The sequence below is a fragment of the Actinocorallia sp. B10E7 genome, from assembly GCF_039871655.1.
GTDB lineage: Bacteria > Actinomycetota > Actinomycetes > Streptosporangiales > Streptosporangiaceae > Actinocorallia.
The window spans coordinates 683,933-703,431 of sequence record NZ_JBDPLZ010000004.1; the positions used below are offsets into that span (position 1 = coordinate 683,933).

General features: G+C 67.0%; 20 protein-coding genes and 4 tRNA genes. 9 read left to right on the top strand and 15 right to left on the bottom strand.

Annotated features, from left to right (window positions below):
• Positions 1-141: 141 nt before the first annotated feature.
• Positions 142-3,291: an efflux RND transporter permease subunit gene (locus tag ABGB12_RS17025; RefSeq protein WP_347678918.1), complete on the top strand. Its 3,150-nt coding sequence runs from the start codon at positions 142-144 to the stop codon at positions 3,289-3,291.
• Positions 3,292-3,646: 355 nt separating this feature from the next.
• Here ABGB12_RS17025 and ABGB12_RS17030 read toward each other — a convergent pair.
• The 3 genes from ABGB12_RS17030 to ABGB12_RS17040 all read right to left on the bottom strand — a co-directional run bounded on the left by ABGB12_RS17030 (position 3,647) and on the right by ABGB12_RS17040 (position 3,906).
• Positions 3,647-3,718, bottom strand: a tRNA-Val gene (locus tag ABGB12_RS17030).
• 20 nt (positions 3,719-3,738) lie between these two features.
• Positions 3,739-3,809 (bottom strand) — tRNA-Cys (locus tag ABGB12_RS17035).
• Between the two features lie 25 nt (positions 3,810-3,834).
• A tRNA-Gly gene (locus ABGB12_RS17040) sits at positions 3,835-3,906 on the bottom strand.
• A 128-nt stretch (positions 3,907-4,034) separates the two neighbouring features.
• Here ABGB12_RS17040 and ABGB12_RS17045 point away from each other — a divergent pair.
• The 3 genes from ABGB12_RS17045 to sthA all read left to right on the top strand — a co-directional run bounded on the left by ABGB12_RS17045 (position 4,035) and on the right by sthA (position 7,280).
• On the top strand, positions 4,035-5,015 hold the full coding sequence (locus tag ABGB12_RS17045; protein ID WP_347678920.1) for an anthranilate synthase component I family protein: 981 nt from the start codon (positions 4,035-4,037) through the stop codon (positions 5,013-5,015).
• Positions 4,993-5,802 (top strand): aminodeoxychorismate lyase, encoded by an 810-nt coding sequence (locus ABGB12_RS17050; protein ID WP_347678922.1) that lies wholly within the window; start codon positions 4,993-4,995, stop codon positions 5,800-5,802. The genes ABGB12_RS17045 and ABGB12_RS17050 overlap by 23 nt, the downstream gene beginning before the upstream one ends.
• 68 nt (positions 5,803-5,870) lie before the next feature.
• Positions 5,871-7,280 carry a Si-specific NAD(P)(+) transhydrogenase gene (sthA, locus tag ABGB12_RS17055; protein WP_347678924.1) on the top strand — a complete coding sequence of 470 codons (1,410 nt, stop codon included), beginning with the start codon at positions 5,871-5,873 and terminating at the stop codon, positions 7,278-7,280.
• 24 nt (positions 7,281-7,304) lie between these two features.
• On the opposite strand, the gene ABGB12_RS17060 is transcribed toward sthA, so the two are convergent.
• The gene (locus tag ABGB12_RS17060) at positions 7,305-7,724 is read right to left on the bottom strand and encodes an SsgA family sporulation/cell division regulator (RefSeq protein WP_347678926.1); all 420 of its coding nucleotides are present in this window, start codon (positions 7,722-7,724) and stop codon (positions 7,305-7,307) included.
• A 280-nt stretch (positions 7,725-8,004) separates the two neighbouring features.
• Between ABGB12_RS17060 and ABGB12_RS17065 the strand changes: the two genes are divergently transcribed.
• Together ABGB12_RS17065 and ABGB12_RS17070 are read left to right on the top strand one after the other, a co-directional pair.
• Positions 8,005-8,427: a TIGR02611 family protein gene (locus ABGB12_RS17065; protein ID WP_347678928.1), complete on the top strand. Its 423-nt coding sequence runs from the start codon at positions 8,005-8,007 to the stop codon at positions 8,425-8,427.
• Positions 8,428-8,513: 86 nt separating this feature from the next.
• Positions 8,514-8,585 (top strand) — tRNA-Val (locus ABGB12_RS17070).
• Between the two features lie 68 nt (positions 8,586-8,653).
• On the opposite strand, the gene ABGB12_RS17075 is transcribed toward ABGB12_RS17070, so the two are convergent.
• The 10 genes from ABGB12_RS17075 to ABGB12_RS17120 form a co-directional block, all read right to left on the bottom strand.
• Positions 8,654-9,847 (bottom strand): site-specific integrase, encoded by a 1,194-nt coding sequence (locus tag ABGB12_RS17075; RefSeq protein WP_347678930.1) that lies wholly within the window; start codon positions 9,845-9,847, stop codon positions 8,654-8,656.
• Positions 9,847-10,065: a helix-turn-helix domain-containing protein gene (locus ABGB12_RS17080; RefSeq protein ID WP_347678932.1), complete on the bottom strand. Its 219-nt coding sequence runs from the start codon at positions 10,063-10,065 to the stop codon at positions 9,847-9,849. The genes ABGB12_RS17075 and ABGB12_RS17080 overlap by 1 nt, the downstream gene beginning before the upstream one ends.
• A 33-nt stretch (positions 10,066-10,098) precedes the next feature.
• Entirely contained in the window at positions 10,099-11,664 is a 1,566-nt protein-coding gene (locus tag ABGB12_RS17085; protein WP_347678934.1) for a replication initiator, read from the bottom strand.
• Positions 11,661-12,380, bottom strand: coding sequence for a hypothetical protein (locus ABGB12_RS17090; protein ID WP_347678936.1), 720 nt, complete (start codon positions 12,378-12,380; stop codon positions 11,661-11,663). Before ABGB12_RS17090 ends, ABGB12_RS17085 begins: the two co-directional genes overlap by 4 nt.
• The gene (locus tag ABGB12_RS17095; RefSeq protein ID WP_347678938.1) at positions 12,377-12,685 is read right to left on the bottom strand and encodes a hypothetical protein; all 309 of its coding nucleotides are present in this window, start codon (positions 12,683-12,685) and stop codon (positions 12,377-12,379) included. The genes ABGB12_RS17090 and ABGB12_RS17095 overlap by 4 nt, the downstream gene beginning before the upstream one ends.
• Before the next feature lie 78 nt (positions 12,686-12,763).
• The gene (locus ABGB12_RS17100; RefSeq protein ID WP_347678940.1) at positions 12,764-13,102 is read right to left on the bottom strand and encodes a hypothetical protein; all 339 of its coding nucleotides are present in this window, start codon (positions 13,100-13,102) and stop codon (positions 12,764-12,766) included.
• Between the two features lie 14 nt (positions 13,103-13,116).
• Entirely contained in the window at positions 13,117-13,962 is an 846-nt protein-coding gene (locus tag ABGB12_RS17105) for an FtsK/SpoIIIE domain-containing protein (protein ID WP_347678942.1), read from the bottom strand.
• 81 nt (positions 13,963-14,043) lie between these two features.
• Positions 14,044-14,973, bottom strand: a complete 930-nt coding sequence (locus ABGB12_RS17110) for a hypothetical protein (protein ID WP_347678944.1) — start codon at positions 14,971-14,973, stop codon at positions 14,044-14,046.
• 82 nt (positions 14,974-15,055) lie between these two features.
• On the bottom strand, positions 15,056-15,232 hold the full coding sequence (locus ABGB12_RS17115; protein ID WP_347678946.1) for a hypothetical protein: 177 nt from the start codon (positions 15,230-15,232) through the stop codon (positions 15,056-15,058).
• A gap of 310 nt (positions 15,233-15,542) precedes the next feature.
• The gene (locus ABGB12_RS17120; protein ID WP_347678948.1) at positions 15,543-15,857 is read right to left on the bottom strand and encodes a hypothetical protein; all 315 of its coding nucleotides are present in this window, start codon (positions 15,855-15,857) and stop codon (positions 15,543-15,545) included.
• Positions 15,858-16,025: 168 nt separating this feature from the next.
• On the opposite strand from ABGB12_RS17120, the gene ABGB12_RS17125 reads away from it, so the two are divergent.
• Together ABGB12_RS17125 and ABGB12_RS17130 are read left to right on the top strand one after the other, a co-directional pair.
• Positions 16,026-16,766 carry a DUF5919 domain-containing protein gene (locus ABGB12_RS17125; protein ID WP_347678950.1) on the top strand — a complete coding sequence of 247 codons (741 nt, stop codon included), beginning with the start codon at positions 16,026-16,028 and terminating at the stop codon, positions 16,764-16,766.
• Positions 16,767-16,770: 4 nt separating this feature from the next.
• Positions 16,771-17,241, top strand: a complete 471-nt coding sequence (locus ABGB12_RS17130; protein ID WP_347678951.1) for an NUDIX domain-containing protein — start codon at positions 16,771-16,773, stop codon at positions 17,239-17,241.
• On the opposite strand, the gene ABGB12_RS17135 is transcribed toward ABGB12_RS17130, so the two are convergent.
• Positions 17,229-17,801 carry an HD domain-containing protein gene (locus ABGB12_RS17135; protein ID WP_347678953.1) on the bottom strand — a complete coding sequence of 191 codons (573 nt, stop codon included), beginning with the start codon at positions 17,799-17,801 and terminating at the stop codon, positions 17,229-17,231. The genes ABGB12_RS17130 and ABGB12_RS17135 overlap by 13 nt on opposite strands.
• 760 nt (positions 17,802-18,561) lie before the next feature.
• On the opposite strand from ABGB12_RS17135, the gene ABGB12_RS17140 reads away from it, so the two are divergent.
• On the top strand, positions 18,562-19,296 hold the full coding sequence (locus tag ABGB12_RS17140) for a hypothetical protein (RefSeq protein ID WP_347678955.1): 735 nt from the start codon (positions 18,562-18,564) through the stop codon (positions 19,294-19,296).
• The last annotated feature ends 203 nt before the right edge of the window (positions 19,297-19,499 follow it).

Consider the following 19,499-nt stretch of genomic DNA (forward strand, 5'->3'; position numbering starts at 1 on the left):
CTCGAAGCGAACCGATGAATTCCACCCGTTCCGAAAGAGCGGCGCCGGCGGGTCACGGCCGTCCACAGGATGACCGACCCTGCCTTGGCCTTGCCTTACGGTGAGTCCTGAGTCCGTCCACCGCGTGAAACGAGTTCCACCGTGTCCTGGCTTTCCAAGATCAGTCTTGCCCACCGCAAGCTGGTGCTGCTGATCACCCTCGGCGTGCTCGCGCTCGGCGCGTACGCGATCCCCACGTTGAAGCAGCAGCTGCTGCCGAACATCTCGGTCCCCGCGGCGATCGTGATGGCCCCCTACCCGGGCGCCTCGCCCGAGGTCGTGGAGGAGCAGGTCGTCAAGCCGATCGAAGGCGCGGTCAAGGGCCTCGACGGCCTGGAGTCGATGACGGCGACCTCGCGGCAGGGCATGGCGACCGTGGCGCTGGCGTTCGAGTACGGCGCCGGGACGGACGCGTTCGTCACGGACGTCCAGCAGGCCGTCAACCGGATCTCGAGCAGGCTGCCCGGCGGTGTCACGCCCGAGGTGGTGACGTTCTCGACCGAGGACATGCCGACCATGACGCTCGCCGTCACCCCCGGGAGCGGGCAGGCAGGCCTCGACGGGCTCGCCGCCGAGGTCGAGGCGAAGGCGGTGCCGGAGCTGCGGGCCGTGGACGGCGTCAGCGAGGTCACCGTCTCGGGCGGGCGAGAGCAGATCATCCAGATCGTGCCGAACGCCGCCAGGCTCGCCGCGAGCGGCCTGGACGCCTCCGCGGTCGGCACCGCGCTGAGCACCGCGGGACGGATCGTGCCGGGTGGTTCCATCACCGCCGGAGGGCAGAGCCTGAGCGTCCAGGTCGGTGGTCCGATCACCTCGGTCCAGCAGATCAAGGACCTCTGGCTGACCGGGGCCAGGTCCCCCGTGAAGCTCGGCTCAGTCGCCGCGGTCACCCTCGCCGACGCCGACGCCGCCTCCCTGACCCGCACCAACGGCAGGGAGAGCCTCGGGATCTCCCTCATCCTCGACCGCGACGGCAGCTCCTCGTCCGTCTCCGGGGACGTGCGGGACCTGCTGCCCGGCCTGGAGAAGGCGCTCGGCGGCGGGGCGGAGCTCACCGTCGTCTCCGACACCGGACCCGTCGTCAGCGAGGCGGTCCTCGGTCTGCTGGAGGAGGGCCTGCTCGGCCTGGTCATGGCGGTCCTGGTGATCGTGGTCTTCCTCCGGTCGGCCCGCTCCACCCTGGTGACCGCGATCTCGATCCCGCTGTCGCTGGTCGTCGCGCTGATCGTGCTGAGGTTCAACGGCTACTCGCTCAACATGCTCACCCTGGGAGGCCTCACCATCGCGGTCGGCAGGGTCGTGGACGACTCGATCGTGGTGCTGGAGAACATCAAGCGCCATCTGGGCTACGGCGAGGAGAAGCGCCAGGCGATCATCGGCGCGGTCCGCGAGGTCGCCGGCGCGGTGACCTCCTCCACGCTCACGACCGTCGCGGTGTTCCTGCCGATCGCCCTGGTGAGTGGTGTGGTCGGCGAGCTGTTCGGCTCGTTCTCCGTCGCCGTCACCGTGGCGATGCTCGCCTCCCTGGTCGTCTCCCTGACGATCATCCCGGTGCTGGCCTACTGGTTCCTGGAGACCCCCGATGTCGGCGCCGACCCCGAGGTTTTCCGCCGCCGCGCCGAGGAGGAGGAGCGCACCGGCCTGCTGCAGCTGCTGTACGTGCCGCTGATCGGCTGGGCGGTCCGGTTCCGCTGGGGCGTGCTGGCGCTGGCCGTGATCATCATGCTCTTCACCGGGGTGCTCGGCGTGGGCCTGAAGACCAGCTTCATCGGCGATTCGGGCACCCGGGCGCTGAGCGTCACCCAGGTCATGCCGTCGGGCACCGCGCTGAGCGCCACCGACGAGGCGTCCCGCAAGGTCGAGGCGGTCCTGGAGGGCGTCGAGGGAGTGGAGTCCTACCAGGTGGTCGTCGGCTCTCCCGGCGGTGCCATGGGCGCGTTGACGGGCGGCGGCGCGAGCAAGGCCTCCTACAACGTGGCCCTCACCGAGGACGCCGACTCCGAGCGGGTCCAGTCCGTTCTGGAGGAGAAGCTGAAGGCGCTGACGGGCGCCGGGGAGCTCAAGGTCGCCGCCAACACCGGCATGGGCGCCGGCAACGTCGTCAAGGTGCGGGTGGACGCCCCCGACGACGCGACGCGCGCGGCCGCCGTACAGCAGGTGCAGGACGCCCTGTCCTCGGTTCGGGAGGTCAAGGGCGTCAGCAACGACCTGGCCGAGAGCGCACCGCTGCTCAGCGTCCGGGCCAAGGACTCCGCGGCCCGCATGGGGCTGAACGACACGGTCCTGGCCCAGGTGGTGGCGCAGGCCGTCCAGGGGAGCACGGTCACGACCGTGAACCTCGAGCGCGGCGAGACCGACGTCGTCGTCAGGACGTCGGTGCGGTCCCCGGCCTCGGTCGAGGAGCTCAGGCAGTTGCGGGTCCCGGGCGCGCGGGGAGTGGTCCAGCTCTCCCAGGTCGCGACCGTCACCCAGGTGAACGGCCCGGTCGAGCGCACCCGGCAGGACGGTGAGAGCACCAGCAATGTCACCGCGGTCCCGGTCGGAGACGACCTGACCAAGGCCTCGCAGGCGGTCCAGGCCGAGCTGGACTCCCTGAAGCCGGCGGACGGCGTGACCTACACGCTGGGCGGGGTCACCGCGGACCAGAAGGAGGCGTTCGCCCAGCTGGGCCTGGCCATGGCCGCCGCCATCGTGATCGTCTTCCTGCTGCTGGTCGCGGCCTTCGGCAGCATCCGCCAGACCCTGGTCCTGCTGGTGTCGGTGCCCTTCGCCGCGACCGGCGCGGTCCTGCTGCTGCGGATCACCGGTGTCCCCCTGGGCGTGGCGGCGATGATCGGCATGCTGATGCTCATCGGCATCGTCGTCACCAACGCGATCGTCCTGGTCGACCTGATCAACCAGTACCGGGCTCAGGGCATGGGCGTCGTCGAGGCCGTCACCGAGGGAGGCCGCCGCAGGCTCCGCCCCATCCTGATGACGGCCCTGGCCACCGTCTTCGCCCTGATCCCCATGGCCCTCGGCCTGACGGCCTCAGGCGGCTTCATCTCCCAGCCCTTGGCCGTGGTCGTCATCGGCGGCCTGCTCAGCTCGACCGTCCTCACCCTGGTCCTCATCCCGACCCTGTACACGATGGTCGAGACCCGCCGCGAGACCCGGCGGTCCCGCAAGGCCGCCAAGGCCGAGGCGGAGGCGAGCCCCCGGGACACGGACGAGGAGAGCGAGGCCGACGGGAACCTGCAGCCCGTCCTCTGACCCGCCACTGACGGGTGGGCCCGCCTCCAGGGCCCACCCGCCGGGGTCCGGCGGGCCCGGTTCCGTGCTCATGGACGGCGCAGGGCGTCGACGGACATCCGGGGCCCGGCACGGGCGGCTGGGATCAGGCGGCTTCGAGGAGTTCCGCGTCGATGGTGGAGGGGCGACCGCGGGCCTTGGCGGCGGCGGGCTCTCCCTGGGACGCCGATGAGGATCAGACGGACATCGGATGTGGCGATGATCTCAGCGCGCGGGCGACCCGGCCTGCTGCGGCACCGGGCGGCGTACCGCCGGAAAACAGTGTGGCCCCGCCGGGAGATCGAGCTGAGCTCGACGACCGGGCGGGGCCGACTTGTGGACGATACTGGGATTGAACCAGTGACCTCTTCCGTGTCAGGGAAGCGCTCTCCCGCTGAGCTAATCGTCCGGGATACCGCTGGTGCTGCGAGGTGGAGACGGGATTTGAACCCGTGTACACGGCTTTGCAGGCCGTTGCCTCGCCTCTCGGCCACTCCACCGTGGTTCGGTCTCGCGACCGCTCCGAGCGGAAGACGGGATTCGAACCCGCGACCCTCACCTTGGCAAGGTGATGCTCTACCACTGAGCCACTTCCGCGTGTGCTTTCCGGGGACTTCCCCCCGTTGGCGACGAGGAAAACCATAGCCAAACTCTGGGCCGGGTGCCAAACCGAAAAGCGGGAAGGGCGGGATGCGCCAGGCCGGGAAGGGCGGGAGACTGGCGATATGGAGGCGTTCGCCCATGTGAACGGGCTGCTGGCGACGGGCCTGGCCGAGACATCCGATGATCTTTCGGTGCTCGGTACCCGGGGGTGGTGGGCGGTGGTGGTCACCTACGAGGGCGAGGTGACCTGCGCGCGGTTCGAGCACGTGCGCCCGGCGCCCCACCCCGACGGGGAGTGGGCGGCGCCGGGCGAGTGGAGCAGTTCCCTGGACCGGGACGGCTACGAGCGGGGCGTGGCGGAGATCCGGGCGGCGATCGCCGACGGCGTCGTCTACCAGGCGAACCTGTGCCGGGTGTTGTCCGCGCCGGTCCGCGGGGAGGTCGCGGGGCTGGGGCGGCGGCTGGCCGAGGGCAATCCGGCCCCTCACGCGATGACGCTGGACCTGCCGGACCTGAAAGTGGCCTGCGCCAGCCCCGAGCTGTACCTGTCCAGGGACGGCGAGCTGGTGGAGTCCCGGCCGATCAAGGGAACGGGGCGGACCGAGGCGGACCTGCTGCCCAAGGACGAGGCGGAGAACGTCATGATCGTCGACCTGGTCCGCAACGACCTGGGCCGGGTGGCCCGCCCCGGAACGGTCGAGGTGCCCGAGTTGTGCGTGGTGGAGCCGCACCCCGGCCTGGTGCACCTGGTCTCGACGGTCCGGGCCCGCACGTCCGCCGGCTGGCCGGAGCTGATCGCCGCGACGTTCCCGCCGGGTTCGGTGACGGGCGCGCCCAAGTCGTCGGCGCTGGAGCTGATCGAGCGGCTGGAGCCGGTGCCGCGCGGCCCGTACTGCGGGGCGGTCGGCTGGGTGGACGCCGACCGGGGGACGGCGGCGCTGGCCGTCGGGATCCGCACGTTCTGGATCGAGGACGGGCTGCTGCGGTTCGGCACGGGAGCGGGCATCACCTGGGACTCCGAACCCGCGAGAGAATGGAGGGAGACCGAGCTGAAGGCGAAGAATCTCCTGGAGGTGGCGGGTGCAGGTCTGGATCAACGGTGAGCTCGGCAGGGACACCGTCAGCGTCTTCGACCACGGGCTCACCGTGGGGGACGGCGTGTTCGACACGGTCAAGCTCGTGCGGGGCGAGGCGTTCGCGCTGACCCGCCACCTGGAGCGCCTGGCGTTCTCGGCGCGGGGCCTGGGGCTGCCCGAGCCGGATGAGGAGTTCCTCCGCGCCGGGATCGCGGAGGTGCTGGCCGCCGCCGAGCCGTGGGAGCTGGGCCGGCTGCGGATCAGCTACACCGGCGGGCCCGGCCCGCTGGGCTCCGACCGGGGCGCCGACGGCCCCACGACGATCATCATCGCGGGTGAGCAGAAGCCGTTCCCGCAGACCGCCGCGGTCTCCGTGGTGCCCTGGCCCCGCAACGAGCGCGGCCCCCTCGTCGGCCTCAAGACGACCTCCTACGCCGACAACGTGCTGGCCCTGGCCTACGCCAAGGAGCGCGGCGCGCACGAGGCGGTCTTCGGCAACCTCGCCGGGAACCTGTGCGAGGGCACCGGCTCGAACATCTTCCTGGCCCTGGACGGCAGGCTGGTCACCCCGACGCTGCGGAGCGGCTGCCTGGCCGGGGTGACGCGGGCGCTGGCGCTGGAGTGGGTCGGCGCGGAGGAGGTGGACGTGCCCCTGGAGGCGCTCCAGGACGCCGAGGAGGCCTTCCTGACCTCCACCACACGGGACGTCCAGCCCATCGCCCTGGTCGACGGCAGAGAGCTGCCCGTCGGCCCGCTCACCCGCAAGGCCCAGGAGATCTTCGCGCTCCGCTCCGCGGAAAGGGCCGACCCTTAAGACGAGGTGCGGTCCTTGTTACGTCAAAGGCCTTATTTCGCAGCGGCCCGGGGTCCAGACTGGGCGGTGTGTACGACTTCGATCTCCTTGTCGTCGGATCCGGACCGGGCGGCCAGAAGGCGGCGATCGCCGCGGCCAAGCTCGGCAGGCGGGCGGCCGTCGTGGAGAAACGCGACATGCTCGGCGGCGTCTGCATCAACACCGGGACGATCCCCTCCAAGACCCTGCGCGAAGCGGTGCTCTACCTCACCGGCCTCAACCAGCGCGAACTCTACGGCCAGAGCTACCGGGTCAAGGAGGAGATCACCGTCGGCGACCTGGGCATGCGCACCCAGCATGTGATCGGCCGTGAGATCCAGGTGATCCGCAGCCAGCTCACCCGCAACCGGGTGACACTCCTGCGGGGCACCGGCCGCTTCCTGGACGGGCACACGATCGGTGTCGTCGACGTCGAGGGCGAGGAGAGGAAGGTCACCGCCGAGAAGATCGTCATCGCGACGGGGACGTCCCCGGCCCGTCCGGACAGCGTGGAGTTCGACGAGCGGACGGTCATCGACTCGGACGCGATCCTGCACCTGGACCGCGTCCCCGACACCATGGTCGTGGTCGGCGCGGGCGTCATCGGCATCGAGTACGCCTCGATGTTCGCCGCCCTGGGCACCAAGGTCACCGTGGTCGAACGGCGCGAGCGCATGCTGGAGTTCTGCGACCTGGAGATCGTCGAGGCGCTCAAGTACCACCTGCGCGACCTCGCGGTGACGTTCCGCTTCGGCGAGAGCGTGGCGGCCGTGGAGCGCCGCGGAGGAGGGGCGCTGACCATCCTGGAGAGCGGCAAGCGCATCCCCGCCGACTGTGTCATGTACTCGGCCGGACGGCAGGGCAAGACCGCCGAACTGTGCCTGGAGGCCGCCGGACTGGCCGCCGACACCCGGGGGCGGATCACGGTGGACGACCATTACCGCACCGAGGTCCCGCACATCTACGCGGTCGGCGACGTGATCGGCTTCCCCGCCCTGGCGGCGACGTCCATGGAGCAGGGGAGGCTGGCCGCCCAGCACGCCTGCGGCGAGCCGGTGGCGGACCTGCACGAACTCCAGCCGATCGGGATCTACACCGTCCCGGAGATCAGCTTCGTGGGACGCACCGAGGACGAGCTGACTCGGGAACGGGTGCCGTTCGAGGTGGGCGTCTCCCGCTACCGGGAGCTGGCCCGAGGGCAGATCATCGGCGATTCCTACGGAATGCTCAAGCTCCTGGTCTCACCGGAGGACCGCAGGCTGCTGGGCGTGCACGTCTTCGGGACGGGCGCCACCGAACTGGTTCACATCGGGCAGACCGTGATGGGCTGCGGAGGGACGGTCGACTACCTGGTCAACGCGGTCTTCAACTACCCGACGCTGGCGGAGTCCTACAAGGTGGCGGCGCTGGACGCCATGAACAAGATGCGGGCGATCGCCAGGCTCACCGGGGAGGGCTGAGGAGGGGTCCGGGGGAGGGCCGCCTCAGAAGGACCAGAGCAGGTGCTCGAGCTCGGTGTCCATGTCGACGAACTCCGACTCCCTGCCCGCCGCCACGATGTCGTACGTCTTGTGCAGGAAGTCGGCCATGGGGATCAGCGGGACGTCGAACAGGGCGTCCCCGAACGGCGAGGACAGGGCCAGCTGCAGCGTCCTGTCGTTCTCCGGCCCGGCGGGCCAGACCCTGACGTCGCCGAACCCGGCCTGGCGCTCGATGCCGACCGTCAGCAGCTCCCTGGCGAAGATCCATTCGACGGGGTCCTCGTTGCCCACGTGGAAGGCCATCCTGATGGCGTACGGATCGTCGGCGGCGTACTCGAGCGTCGCGGACAACGGAACCGTCGAGCGGTCGGGCACGACGAGACGAAGGCCAAGCTCGGCGGAGATGGTGGTGCTGCTGTTCATCGCCATTCCTTCAGCGTCGGGCCCATGCTGAGCACTCGATGAGGACTGCGCCTCTCCCAACGGATGTCCCCCTGATCTATGACGCGTAACTGCTGGAAGTCGTCAGAACATTCCCAGCACCCGTTTGCGAGAACTCCCGCCCCGCAGCGGCCGACACGCCGATGACCAGGACAAACAGCGACGAAAGGCAATCACGATCTTTGGTGCCTGGGTAAGGTTTGACCTTAAGGCTCCGGTGGATCGGCGGTTGGCGGTCCGCCCCTTCCCGTAGAGTAAAAGCGTGTCGATCGATCAGGAAAAAGAGCTCCAGGGGAGCGGTCGCTACCACCGCTTCCGCGAGGTCATGCGCCAGAATCCCCTGCTCTACACGACCTGGCGCGTGGGTGTCTTCACCGTCGGCTCGGTCGTGCTGCTGGCGGGTGTCGTCATGATGGTGATGCCGGGCCCCGGCATGCTCGCCATCGTCGTCGGCCTCGCGATCCTGGCCACCGAGTTCGTCTGGGCCCAGCGCGCCCTCGGCAAGGCCAAGGCCGCAGCCGAGAAGGCCAAGGAGAAGGCCCTAGACCCCCGCACCCGCCGCCGCAACACCATCCTGGCCGTCCTGGTCGGCCTGGTCTGCGCCGCGGCCGTCATCGCCTACCTCTACATCGTCGGCACCGAACTTCCCTGGAACGTCGACTGGAGCCGCCCCAACACCCGCTGACCGTCTTTCGCGCAACCGATGTGCGAACCACCCCTGTTTCGCGCTAATCTAGGCGAGCACGCAGCGCGGGAAACCGCGAAGCGGACGGGCGATTAGCTCAGTGGGAGAGCGCTTCGTTCACACCGAAGAGGTCACTGGTTCGAACCCAGTATCGCCCACCCAGGTCAGAGGCCGGTTCCCCTCACGGGGACCGGCCTTCGACGTTCCTGAGTGACTAACTGGGTGACTAAGCCCTCCCGGAACCCTGGCCGGCCTCAGGGAAGATGCGGTCCATGGCTGCGGCGCCCTCCTGGATCACGGGCTTGATCTGCTGCCGGTAGACCTTCTCCGTGACCGCCGAGCCACCCGCATGGCCGACGAGCCGGGCGATGGCCTCCACCGGCATCCCCTCAGCCGACAGCAGCGAGACGAAGCTGTGGCGCATCTCCCTCGGCGTCCACTCCCTGCCGACCAAGCCCGCCCGGACGATCACCCGCCGGAACTCCCTCCGGACGTTCACCGCGCTCAACGCCGTCCCCGTTCGAGTCGAGAAGACGAGATCGTTTTCCCGCCACCAATTCCCGGCCGCCCGACGAATGATCTCCTGATGCTCCCGATGAGCGATCAAGGCCGAGACACACCGCTGGGGCAGTTGGAGGGTGCGACGAGACTTGGCGGTCTTGGTATCGCCGCCCGCCCGTACCGAATGCCAGACCATGATCGTGGGAGGCTGTCCGGGCGTGCCGGGTGCCTCAGGACTTCCCTCCAGGTCGACATGCGACCAGGTCAATCCCCGCAGTTCCTCGGTACGGGCCCCGGTCAGCAGCGACAGGACGACATAAGCCCTCAGCCAGGGCTTGGCGCTCTCCGCCGCCGTCAGCACGGCCTCGGCCTGGACGAAGTTCAACGCCTTGGAAGGACGGCCCGGCTTCTGGCCCTTCGGCAGCTCACAGAGCAGCACGACATTGCGCTTCACCTTGTCCCGAGCCTGAGCCCGAGTGATGGCCCGCTTGAGAATCGACCGCAGCTCCTGAAGCGTCCGAGTGCTGACCTCAGCGGCCCTTCCAGCCAGCCAACGATCAACGTCCTCGGCCGTCAGCTCCTTCACCTTCCGAGCACCGATCAACGGCACGATGTGCTTCTCGGCCAAGGTCCGCTTGGTCTGGACGGTACTGGCGGACCGCCCGGTCAACCCGAACTCAAGCCAGTCCCGCACAACGTCAGCGACCGTTTCACGGCCAGGGGAGAGGCTGAGACCGTCCTCGTAGTCCCGCACCTTCTGCTTCAGCTTCTTCAGCGCTTCGGACTTCCTCGGATCACTGGCTTTGCGCACGATCCGCTTCCCGTTGGGGGAGTAGCCGACCGTCACCGAAGCAATCCAACGCTGCCGGGCCTCATCCCAGTGAAGGCCGCCGTCCCCTCTGCTACGTCGCTTGGTCATCAGGCGGCCCTCGTCTCCTGCTCCAGGAGCGCGACGTAATCAGCGATGGCCGAAGCCGGGACACGACGAGCTCGGCCGGCCTTGACCGTGCGCAGGCGGCCGGAGCGGATCTCTTCGTACAGGTGGCGACGGGAGAGGGCGAGCAGCTCGGCTGCCTCTTCGACGCGGTAGAGCGCCCGAGCCAGGGGAGCCGGGCCGGGCAGGTCAGGGGTTGCCATGGGTGGTTCTCCGTTCGCGTTCCGAAGGGTGGTTCAGGCGGCGAGCGGCGTGGACGAACTGCATGCCTGTTCGAAGGCGAGTTCTTCGCGTCCTGCTCGGGCGTATTCGCGGGATTGTGCCGCGGCCGTGTTGGCCAGGAGTTGGTCACCGGCACTGTGCCAGCCGGTACCGGCGTAGGTGAGGAATCCGACGACCAGGGTCGTGTCCTCGGTTTCGGTGTCAAGGTGGTCTTGACGGTCGAGGGCCGCAGCGCGTGTCTCGGTACGTGCGAGGTGGCGGCGGTGTTCGGCGCGGTCTGTGCGGATCTGGGTGAAGGTGATGGAGTAGCGGCGGGCTTTGGTCAGGAAGTGGCCGCCGAAGCCGAGCATGTGCGCCCAGCGGCGCAGCCCCTCAAAGCCGGGAGCTTGGCCTAGGTCCCAGGCGGCGGCGATGAGGCGTTCCGGGTGGGTGCCGGTGGGGTTGGCGTACAGGTCGATGCTCTCGCCGTCCAGGCGGCGGGAGACGTGCCCGGTGGCCTCGGTGCCCTTGGTGGAGTACTTGGCCAGGTAGGCGGCAACAGCCTGGTCGGAGAGCTGATCTCCGGTGCCAGACAGGGTGATAGGGCGGACGTCGAGCTGATCCCCCCAGTAAATCGGCCAGCCGTCCGGCCGGACCGGATGGGGCGCGGTGGCGAAGGCTTGGATGGAGGCGTGTTCGACGGCCTCCACCAGGTCGTGGGCGTCCAGGCCCGCCGGAGGCGGGATGATGGCGGACTTGTCGTCGGGGTCGAGGCCGTCCAGGCGCAGCAGTACGTGGAAGTGCACGGCGCCGCGGGCTTGGTATTCGGCGGCCTTGCCGTGGGAGAGCCGCACCTTGGGCAGGCCACGGCGGCGCGCGAGCTGGTTGAGGTGACGCTCTGCCGCCTGTTTGGTGCGGCGCCAGAGTTCGCCGGTGTGGTGGTTCCACACCACGTGGTGGTCGTGGTCGTAGCAGTCGGGGCACAGTGGCCAGCCGAGCTGCTCGTCTCCGGGGGCGTGCCGACGCCAGCAGACGAGCTGCACCCCGTGCGGGCAGGTCTCGGCGTTGCGGCGGGCGTGGCAGGGTTCGGCCCGGCAGCGGCAGGAGGCCTTGTCCCGGCAGGTGCAGGAGCGCACGAATCGGGAGTGGACGGGGCCGAAGGAGGGGGCGGTGAAGGTCGCGAAGACGGCCGGGTGCCGGGTGACCGATTCGGGGACGGTCTTGCCTCCGGTCAGTCCGGCGCGGATGAGGTGGAAGGCGTCGTGCTGGTAGACGGTGGCGCAGGAGGGGCAGACGGTGTGGCGGCGGTTGCCGCACGCCTTGTAGATCACCCCGTCCGGCAGGGCGCCGGTGGGGGTGACGGCCAGGACCTCGCCGGTGCGGGTGTCGACGGTCGCGAGGTCTCCACGCAGCCGGACGGGGTGGGCGCATCCGGCGGCGGAGGTGACGTGCTCCAGCCAGCGGTGGTAGTCGTCTCGGCCAGCGCGAGCGAGGGCGGTGCGGATGGTGGTCGAGGGGTGCGTGTCGGTGTTCGCCCCCGTACCCGGGCCGGTGAGGGTTCCGGGTGCGGGAGCCAGCATCGAAGCGCTGGAGTCGGTCACGCGCGGCCCTCCAGAACGGGGAAGCCGTTGACGTGGCCGCTCTCGGCTCCCAGGTGGTGCAGGAGCTGAGCGGCAGTGCCCTTGGGAATGCCGAGATGGTCGGCGAGGGCATCAGTGGTGATGGCCTGTCCGGTGGTCTGCCGGTGGGAGAAGGCGGCCATGCGGGCACCGGCGAGGAGGTGGTGAGGAGGTTCGTCGACGACGGCCAGGCCGTCATCGTGGGGAGCGGTCTCCGCAGAAGGCGCGGGCTCTAGTTCGACGAGGTCGCCGCTGGTGTGGGTGACGGCCGGTTCGGTGGCCGGTTCAGCGACGGGAGCGGTCGGGGTGGCGGGCCGGGACATGACGAGCTTGGTCAGGGCCAGGAAGGCCAGGGCAGGAAGAGCGGCGATCAGGCCGCCGGTGATGCCGGGTTTGGCGACGGCGAGTTGGGCGGAGATGGAGAAGGCCGCAGAGGCGACGAGGACCGCCAAGGGGTAGCTGGCCTTCTGGCCATTGCGCTTGCGGCGCCGGATCTCCAGTCCAGCGGCGATGGGGGTGAGTTCGGAGATGACGGCGTTGGCCCAGCCGAACCAGTCGCCAGTACCGGCGGGGCTGTTGTCCATGGTCCAGTCGTGGACGTGGGTGAAGGAGGCGGCACCGGCCATGCCTCCGACGAGGAGCAGGATGGCGAGCTGGACGAGGCTCTCGGTCTTCTCGGCCCGGTTCTTGGTGGTCATGACGCTTCCTCCGTCACGATCTCGGCGAGGCTGCCCCACCGCTGGTGGGCGGCTTGACGGGTGACGCCGAGGGTGCGGGCGATCTCGGCCCAGGAGTAGCCGTAGGCACGCAGGCCGATGACGGCTTGGGCGGTGGCGTGGTCGAGTTCGGCCGACAGGGCGGCCAGGTCGGTGAGGGCTTCGATGTCGCCGGAGGCGATACGGCGGCCGTAAGCGCGGATGATGCGCCGCAGGAACGCGGCGTACTGGTCGTTCTCGACCACGTTGCGGGTTCGGGGGCGTCGAGTGCCCTGAGTAGGCTGCATGGCAGTCCTCTCCTCACGCAGGGATAGGGACGAAGGCGGGGGCCGGGTGTCTTGGCGGATGGCCGGCCCCAGCCGGACCTAGAACGGCGGGTCGATGAAGTGCCAGCCGGTGTAGGGGTTGAGGTAGGAATCGCAGTGCCCGCAGACCGCGTCCTGGGTGCGCGAGCTGGGGTGGTGGCCGACGCGCTTGAGCTTCAGGTTGGGGTTGCCGCATCCGGCGCAGCTCAAGCCCGTGCTGATGAGGCGCATGGTGAAGTAGTCGGCGCAGCCGGGGCAGTACATGAACATGTCGGGGTTCTTGGGGATGAACCACTCCTCCGAACCCAGCAGAGGCCCCTGGGCGGGGCAGGCGTCGCACTGGACCAGCCAGCGGCGCAGGTCCGGGGTGCCGTTGGGGTGGTAAGCCTTGATGATCACGGGAGATACTCCGTTCAGGCGGCGAGGACGTGGGAGGGATCGGCCGGGCGGCCGGTGGCCCGGATCCAGGTGGCGTAGTCGACGATCTGGGCGATGTGAGCGTCCGAGAGGTAGGCGACCTTCATCAGCCGCGGAGAGCCCCCTTCGGCGATGAGGTAGGCGCAGCCCTGGTTGGTCGGCGAGATGGTGGCGGCGTTGAAGCCCGCTTCGGCCCAGCCGTGGCCGAGGATGATGTTCGAGCTGTTCGGGGTCGTGCAGCGGAACGCGAGCCGGAACCCGAAGATGTCCCGCAGCGAGGTCGGGATGATGTCGACGGAAGGCCGCTGGGTAGCGGCCACGGTGATGATTCCGGCGGCCCTTCCTCGGGCGACGAGGTCTCGCAGGAGGGAGATGAACTCTTCCTGCTGCTGCTTGGTGCCGATGGTGGCGGAGAAGAACGCGATCTCGTCGATGAGGACGACGATGATGCTCACGTCGTCGTGGCGTTCGATCTTGCGGCGGCCGTGGGCCAGCAGCCAGGTGTAGCGGTTGTTCATCACCTGCTGGAGGCGCTTGAGGGTGGTGATGGCGTGGTCGATGTCGGCGCCGACGAACTCATCAGCCAGGGGCCGGAGCATGCCGAGCTCCACTTGCTTGCCGTCCATCAGCACGAGGCGGGTGCGGTCGCACAAGACCGCGTGGCAGGCGATGGCCTGCATCGCTCCGGACTTGCCCCCGCCGGGCTCACCGGCGGCCAGGAGGTTACGGTTGTAGAGCACGGTCGTGCACAGCTCACCGGTCTCGTACAGGCCGAGGAACACCGGGTCGTACATGGTCATGGCAGGCCCCACGGGGACCGTCGCCGGGGAGTAGTAGGCCATGGATGGCCCTCCTTAGGCTGAGTGATCAGGAATGAGGGGTGGGAGAGCACGCAGGCGTGCCGTGCTCTCCCGAGACGACGGTCAGAGCCAGTCGTCGAGGTCGCTGCCGGAACTGGCAGCCGCAGCGGCCGGAGCCGGAGCCTTGGTCCGCTTGGGAGCGGGCTTGGTGGCCGGGGCCAAGTCCTCGGCGGGGATGTCGTCCAGGTCCAGGGCCGTGGGGATGACGGCCGGGACGGGAGCGGACGAAGCCGGGGTATCGGGGTCGACGAGGTCGACCAGGGGCGAGGTGATGACGCCGCTCAGAGCGTCGCGGCGTTTGATGTCGAACCGCACGAACGCGGCATTGGAGCCGGAGGCCTGCTCCACGGTGACCGTGTTGGCCCAGCAGGCAACGGCGATCCGGTCCAGGTTGCCGGTGAGCTGGGTGAGCGAGAGGCCGGGCCGGAGCCAGACCCAGATGCGCTCACCGACCGGCAGCGGCTTGGCCCACAGGATGAGCGGAAGAGAGCCGGTGCGGTTGGAGATGATGAACTCGTTGAAGCAGGCCCGCAGACGGTGCCGGGAGATCAGGCACCAGCCGAACGCGACGACCAGGCGCCGCGGCTGAGGGATGAGGCCGATGATGGCGGCCGGGATGGCGAACACCAGACCCGCGAGGACCGGGTTGAGCAGATCGACGAGGTTGACCCACGCCAGACCCACGGCCAGGACGCCGAGGATTTCCGGGGTCCACCACCAGATGACCCGCAGCACGGGCCAGGCGATGATGAAGGCGCCGGCCACAGCGCCGACCAGGGCACCGATGAGAATGCCCAGCAGGAACGCCGCGATCGGCGGCAGGTAGTAGGCCGCAATCGTCGCGGTCAGCAGCCCGACGACGGGCAGGAGCACGAAGAAGGTGACTTTCGCGGTGCGCGCGTGGTTGCGCTTCACCTGCTGCTCGATGACGGTGACGGTTCCGCCACCACGACGGCCATTGCGGCCGGAGAAGCCGAAGCTAGACTTGGGCATGACGATTCCTCCTGTTCAAGGCAGGGGTCGAAGGAGCGGGGCCGTAAGGTGTAGGAGCCAGTGCGGCCCCGCTTTTGCGTGGTCAGACCGCTGTGCGGTCAGGACGCTTGGTGGGCTGGTAGGGGACGGCGTTGTACTCGCCGGTCTCGGCGTCGCGGACGTAGGCCACGAGCGGGATGGCGACCCGGTAGAAGAAGGTCACGAAGAGAAGCGGAAGGCCAATCGCGCAGGTGATGGCGATCGCGATCAGGAGCATCACCGTGATTCCTCCTCACGGTCGTCGAAGGCCCGCCGGACGCTGTCCGGCTCTCCGTTGGGCCAGAGGGCTTGAGAGGTCCGCTCAGGCGGCGGACTGACGATCGGTGCCATGGGCACACCCCTTGTCGAAGAGGGGGGAGAGACGAAAACGACGCAGGACCAGACAGATAGGGATCCGAATGGGCCCGCGTCGCGGGGGTGTTGACCGGGGTCTGTAGGAGCCAGAACCATCCCCGGGCAACTCGTTGGTGGCGCTCAGTGCCTCAAGGCACTGTCAGGAACACCGGACCGACCGGAGTTCGAAGAGCGGTCTACTTGACCGGAGCACCAGCGGGCTTGATGTCCACCGCACGGAAAGCCACACCGCTACGACCGTTGGTCGCCCACGGCAGAGCCTCCAGCTTGGACGCGACGATCATCGTCCCGACCTTCACGTTGGGCCGCTCACCGGCCGTGGTGATGGTGATGACGTTGCCGCCGTCCTCGTCCAGCGCGAGAGCCTGCGTCGACCACATCGGCCGGCCGGTGTCCCGCTCGGTCTTCTGACGCCCGTTCTGGTCGGTCTTCTCCACCGCTTCCTTCGTCACCGTCAGTTGCATCCCGGTGGTGTCCAAGTAGAGCTTCACAGAGCCCACCTCCTGTTCAAGGGCCACATCCCTGTGATGCGAACTCCCTGTGGGCATAAAGATCTCTCGGAGAGGGCGAACTACTTCACGCCCAGAGCGGGACTTTTCGAGGACATCTGTCGTATGGTGAAGTCGTCCCTAGTCGTCCCCCTAGGAACTGGACGTGCGATGGCTAACGAGCGACTCCGCGATGCGTTGCTGACCAAAGGCATCACTCCGCAACAGCTTGCGGAGACTCTGGGCGTTTCCCCGAAGACGGTCGAGCGATGGCTCACCCAGACTCGAGTTCCCTATCCGCGACACCGCCATCAGATAGCCGCGCTCCTCAAGGAACGCGAGACCTACCTCTGGCCGAACGCGCTGCCCGACCACCGGGCCGACCAGGTCAACGAGTCGGAAATCATCAAGGTCTACGCACACCGCGGTATGGTTCCGGTTGACCTCTGGGACAGGCTCCTAGACCAAGCCGTCGAGCACATCGAGATCCTGGTCTACGTCGGCATGTTCATGACCGAGAAGCATGACCTGATTCGGAGGCTCCAACGCAAGGCCGAAGACGGAGCCCAGATCAGAATTCTTCTCGGGGAGCCGGACAGCCCCGCCGTCACGCAGCGGAGCTTGGACGAGGGAATCGGCGAGCACGCGATCTCAGCGAAGATCGGGCACGCGCTCGCGTTCTTCCGCCCGCTGTTCGGCATGGACGGGATCGAGGTTCGCACGCACGGCACCGTGCTCTACAACTCGATCTACCGGTTCGACAACGAGATGCTGGTGAACCCGCACGTCTACGGGAAGACAGCGCCTCACGCTCCGGCTCTCCACCTTCGCCGGCTGTCCGCAGGCGATCTGTTCGGCACCTACACTGACAGCTTCGAAGCGGTGTGGCTGACCGGCAAGCCAGTAGAGTGATCAGGTGCCCAAGACCGACTATTACTACGATCCGGCAGCTCCACGCGCCAACAGCATCGTTGTGGCGGTAGCGGCAGCAGTCCGCAACGATGCGGGTGAACTGCTCCTCATCGAGCGCTCGGACAACCACCTGTGGGCGCTGCCCGGCGGAGCGCAGGACATCGGAGAGACAGTCACCGAAGCGTGTATCCGTGAAGTCAAGGAAGAGACAGGCCTTGACGTCGAGATCATCGGACTAAGCGGCATCTACTCCGACCCCAACCACGTCATTGCATACGACGACGGCGAAGTCCGTCAGGAGTTCTCGATCTGCTTCCACGCGAAGCCGACCGGTGGCACCATCCGCACCAGCTCAGAATCAAGAACGGTTCACTGGGTAAGCCCGGAGAAGCTGGACTCCTTGAGCATCCATCCGTCGATGCTCCTTCGGATCGAGCACGCTCTAAGCGGTAGAAGTACGCCCTACTTGCCTTGACGCCGTTGCTCTGTCCGACCTATCGCAGCCATCAAATCCGCTGTCGCTTCAGTGATGAATCTGGTCACGAGACTCTCAGGCCCGTACCGCTCCTTGACTTCCGCTATCCGAGCCTGAGCAGAGACCAACTCGCCATCCGGCGAAGTCGTCAAGTCGCAGTACCAGAGCGCATCACGGACAGCCGAGGCTTCATCAGCGAACTCCGTGAGGTCATCCTCAATCCCACGAAGCCGAGCTTCACGGACAGCACATGAGTGGTGCGCGATCAGGTTGACGAGCCGTTCAGGAGCTCCGGCACTTCTCAGAAACCGAGCTCCGTCCAACGGATGGAATCCCGTAGCAGCCAGACCAGGCGCATAGCCGACGTCATGCACGATGGCGGCACTCACCAGCAACTCAGTGTCAGGCCCGATCACCTGCTCAAGAGTCCGAGCCTGTCTGGCAACGCCTTGCACGTGTGCCCACCGTCGAGGCAGGACCGTGGAGAGCTCACGCTCAGCCACTTCAGTGGCCCAGGACAGGAGTGACATGTCCTCGACCATACAGAGAGCCCCCGTCATTCTCAGCTCCCTTGAGCACTCCAGGACTACGACCAGCTGGTGAGAGCTGCGTGTGCAAACTTTCTTCTCATGCTCAAGGCGGCCCTCACCGGGCCGCACGCGCCGCCGACTCGGCGCGGCCCCGGCCAGCTCCACTCCCGCTACGTGGCCGGGCCCGCCGGCGCCGGTCGGCAGGCGCGGACGAGGAAGACGGGCCGCGAGCCGAAGTCACAGGGGGGCGCGGTGCTCGGGTCACGGGGCCGAACTGGACGGCGCACGCGCGCCGCACCACGGGGCCGGGGCAAAAACCGATGCCTCCGGCGGGGTCCTCCGGCTCCGGGAAGGAGGCCGCGGCCGTTGAGGTAGGCGGGTGGCTGAGGTGGAAGGTCTTCCCGTCTGCCGACGTCCCGGGACAAGCCCTAGCAGACCGCCGCCGGGGCCGCCAAGCTTCCATCACGCCCCTGACCCGAGCGCCCGCCATGGCGGCCCCGACAACGGCCCGCTACCCCTACGGGCGGGACGACGGCAGACGGGAAGACCTTGGGCGAAGGTGCTGGTTAGCTCCGTTCATGTCAGGCAACCAGAGACATGATCCTAAGTTGTCATTCTTAAGCCCCCGTTCAACCTCAGATGCTTAAATGTGCATAGAATATTTTGCAATCACGACAAAAAGGGCAAAATGGATAATCTGTCTGCTATGTGGTCAAATACTGCGAATTCTCTTAAGAGGTTGCTTTATGCCTCCTGGCCTTGCGCTGTACTTCTTGCCACATTTGGAATAGTGGGAGACTTCAATGGGTGGTGGGAAGAAAGGTCTTTCTTGACAAATATGCTATCGGCTATCTGTGGTGCGCTATTCGGCATTCCGGTAGCACTTATCTTTCTTCAGCAAATATCAACGCAGCAAGCACTCTTGATTGAAAAACGTAGAACTGTAGCACTTGCCCGAAAGGTGATAAATAATCTTAAAGTGGCAGTCGAGAGTCTTAGTCCATCCGGAATGCTGATAGCGGAAGAAAAAGGTGTTCAAGTTCGCAAGCATTCCGAAGAGCTTGAACGGTACGCCCTTGATAGGGCGACGGATATCGATATGCAGAAAATTAGAATTGAATGCCAAGAGATTGTTGATAGCTGGTCGGACCTCTCTGTAATGCCAGGAAATTCTGCCGCTCATATAATTAATGAAATGCAACAGAAGTGGACCTACTTTAATCAGGAAATCTATACAAGAAGTATGGAGTCTGAAATAGACTGGATACCAGTTTCCCTGGTGAACAAATTTGACAAGATGATGGAAACGCTGAACTCTTTCAATGAAGTAAGTGAGGGTAGTGGGCTATATTTCCTTGAAGAAGAAATGTATATGGGCGGTCGCGTCTCGGATGACCTGAAAGATTCTCATCCTGCCAATATTCATCAAGCATCCCGCAGTCTTGGAGTGCTCGCCAGAGTGCTTACTGCTCCAAAATGTGCAATTGATCTGCTAGTGGAAATTGAAGAATATTTGCCAGAGTAGACCCTGTCCCTGATCGGGAGCTAGGGCTGCCGGTTGAGTGACTAACTGGGTGACAATCAACCTGCTCGGACAATCTCAGCACTGCACGTCTACGCACGGTTCAAGCCCTCTGAGCTGGGGATGGGCGCAGGTCTGGCGAGTGCGGCGGGTGCTTCACACCGAAGAGGTCACTGGTTCGAACCCAGTATCGCCCACCAGCTCAA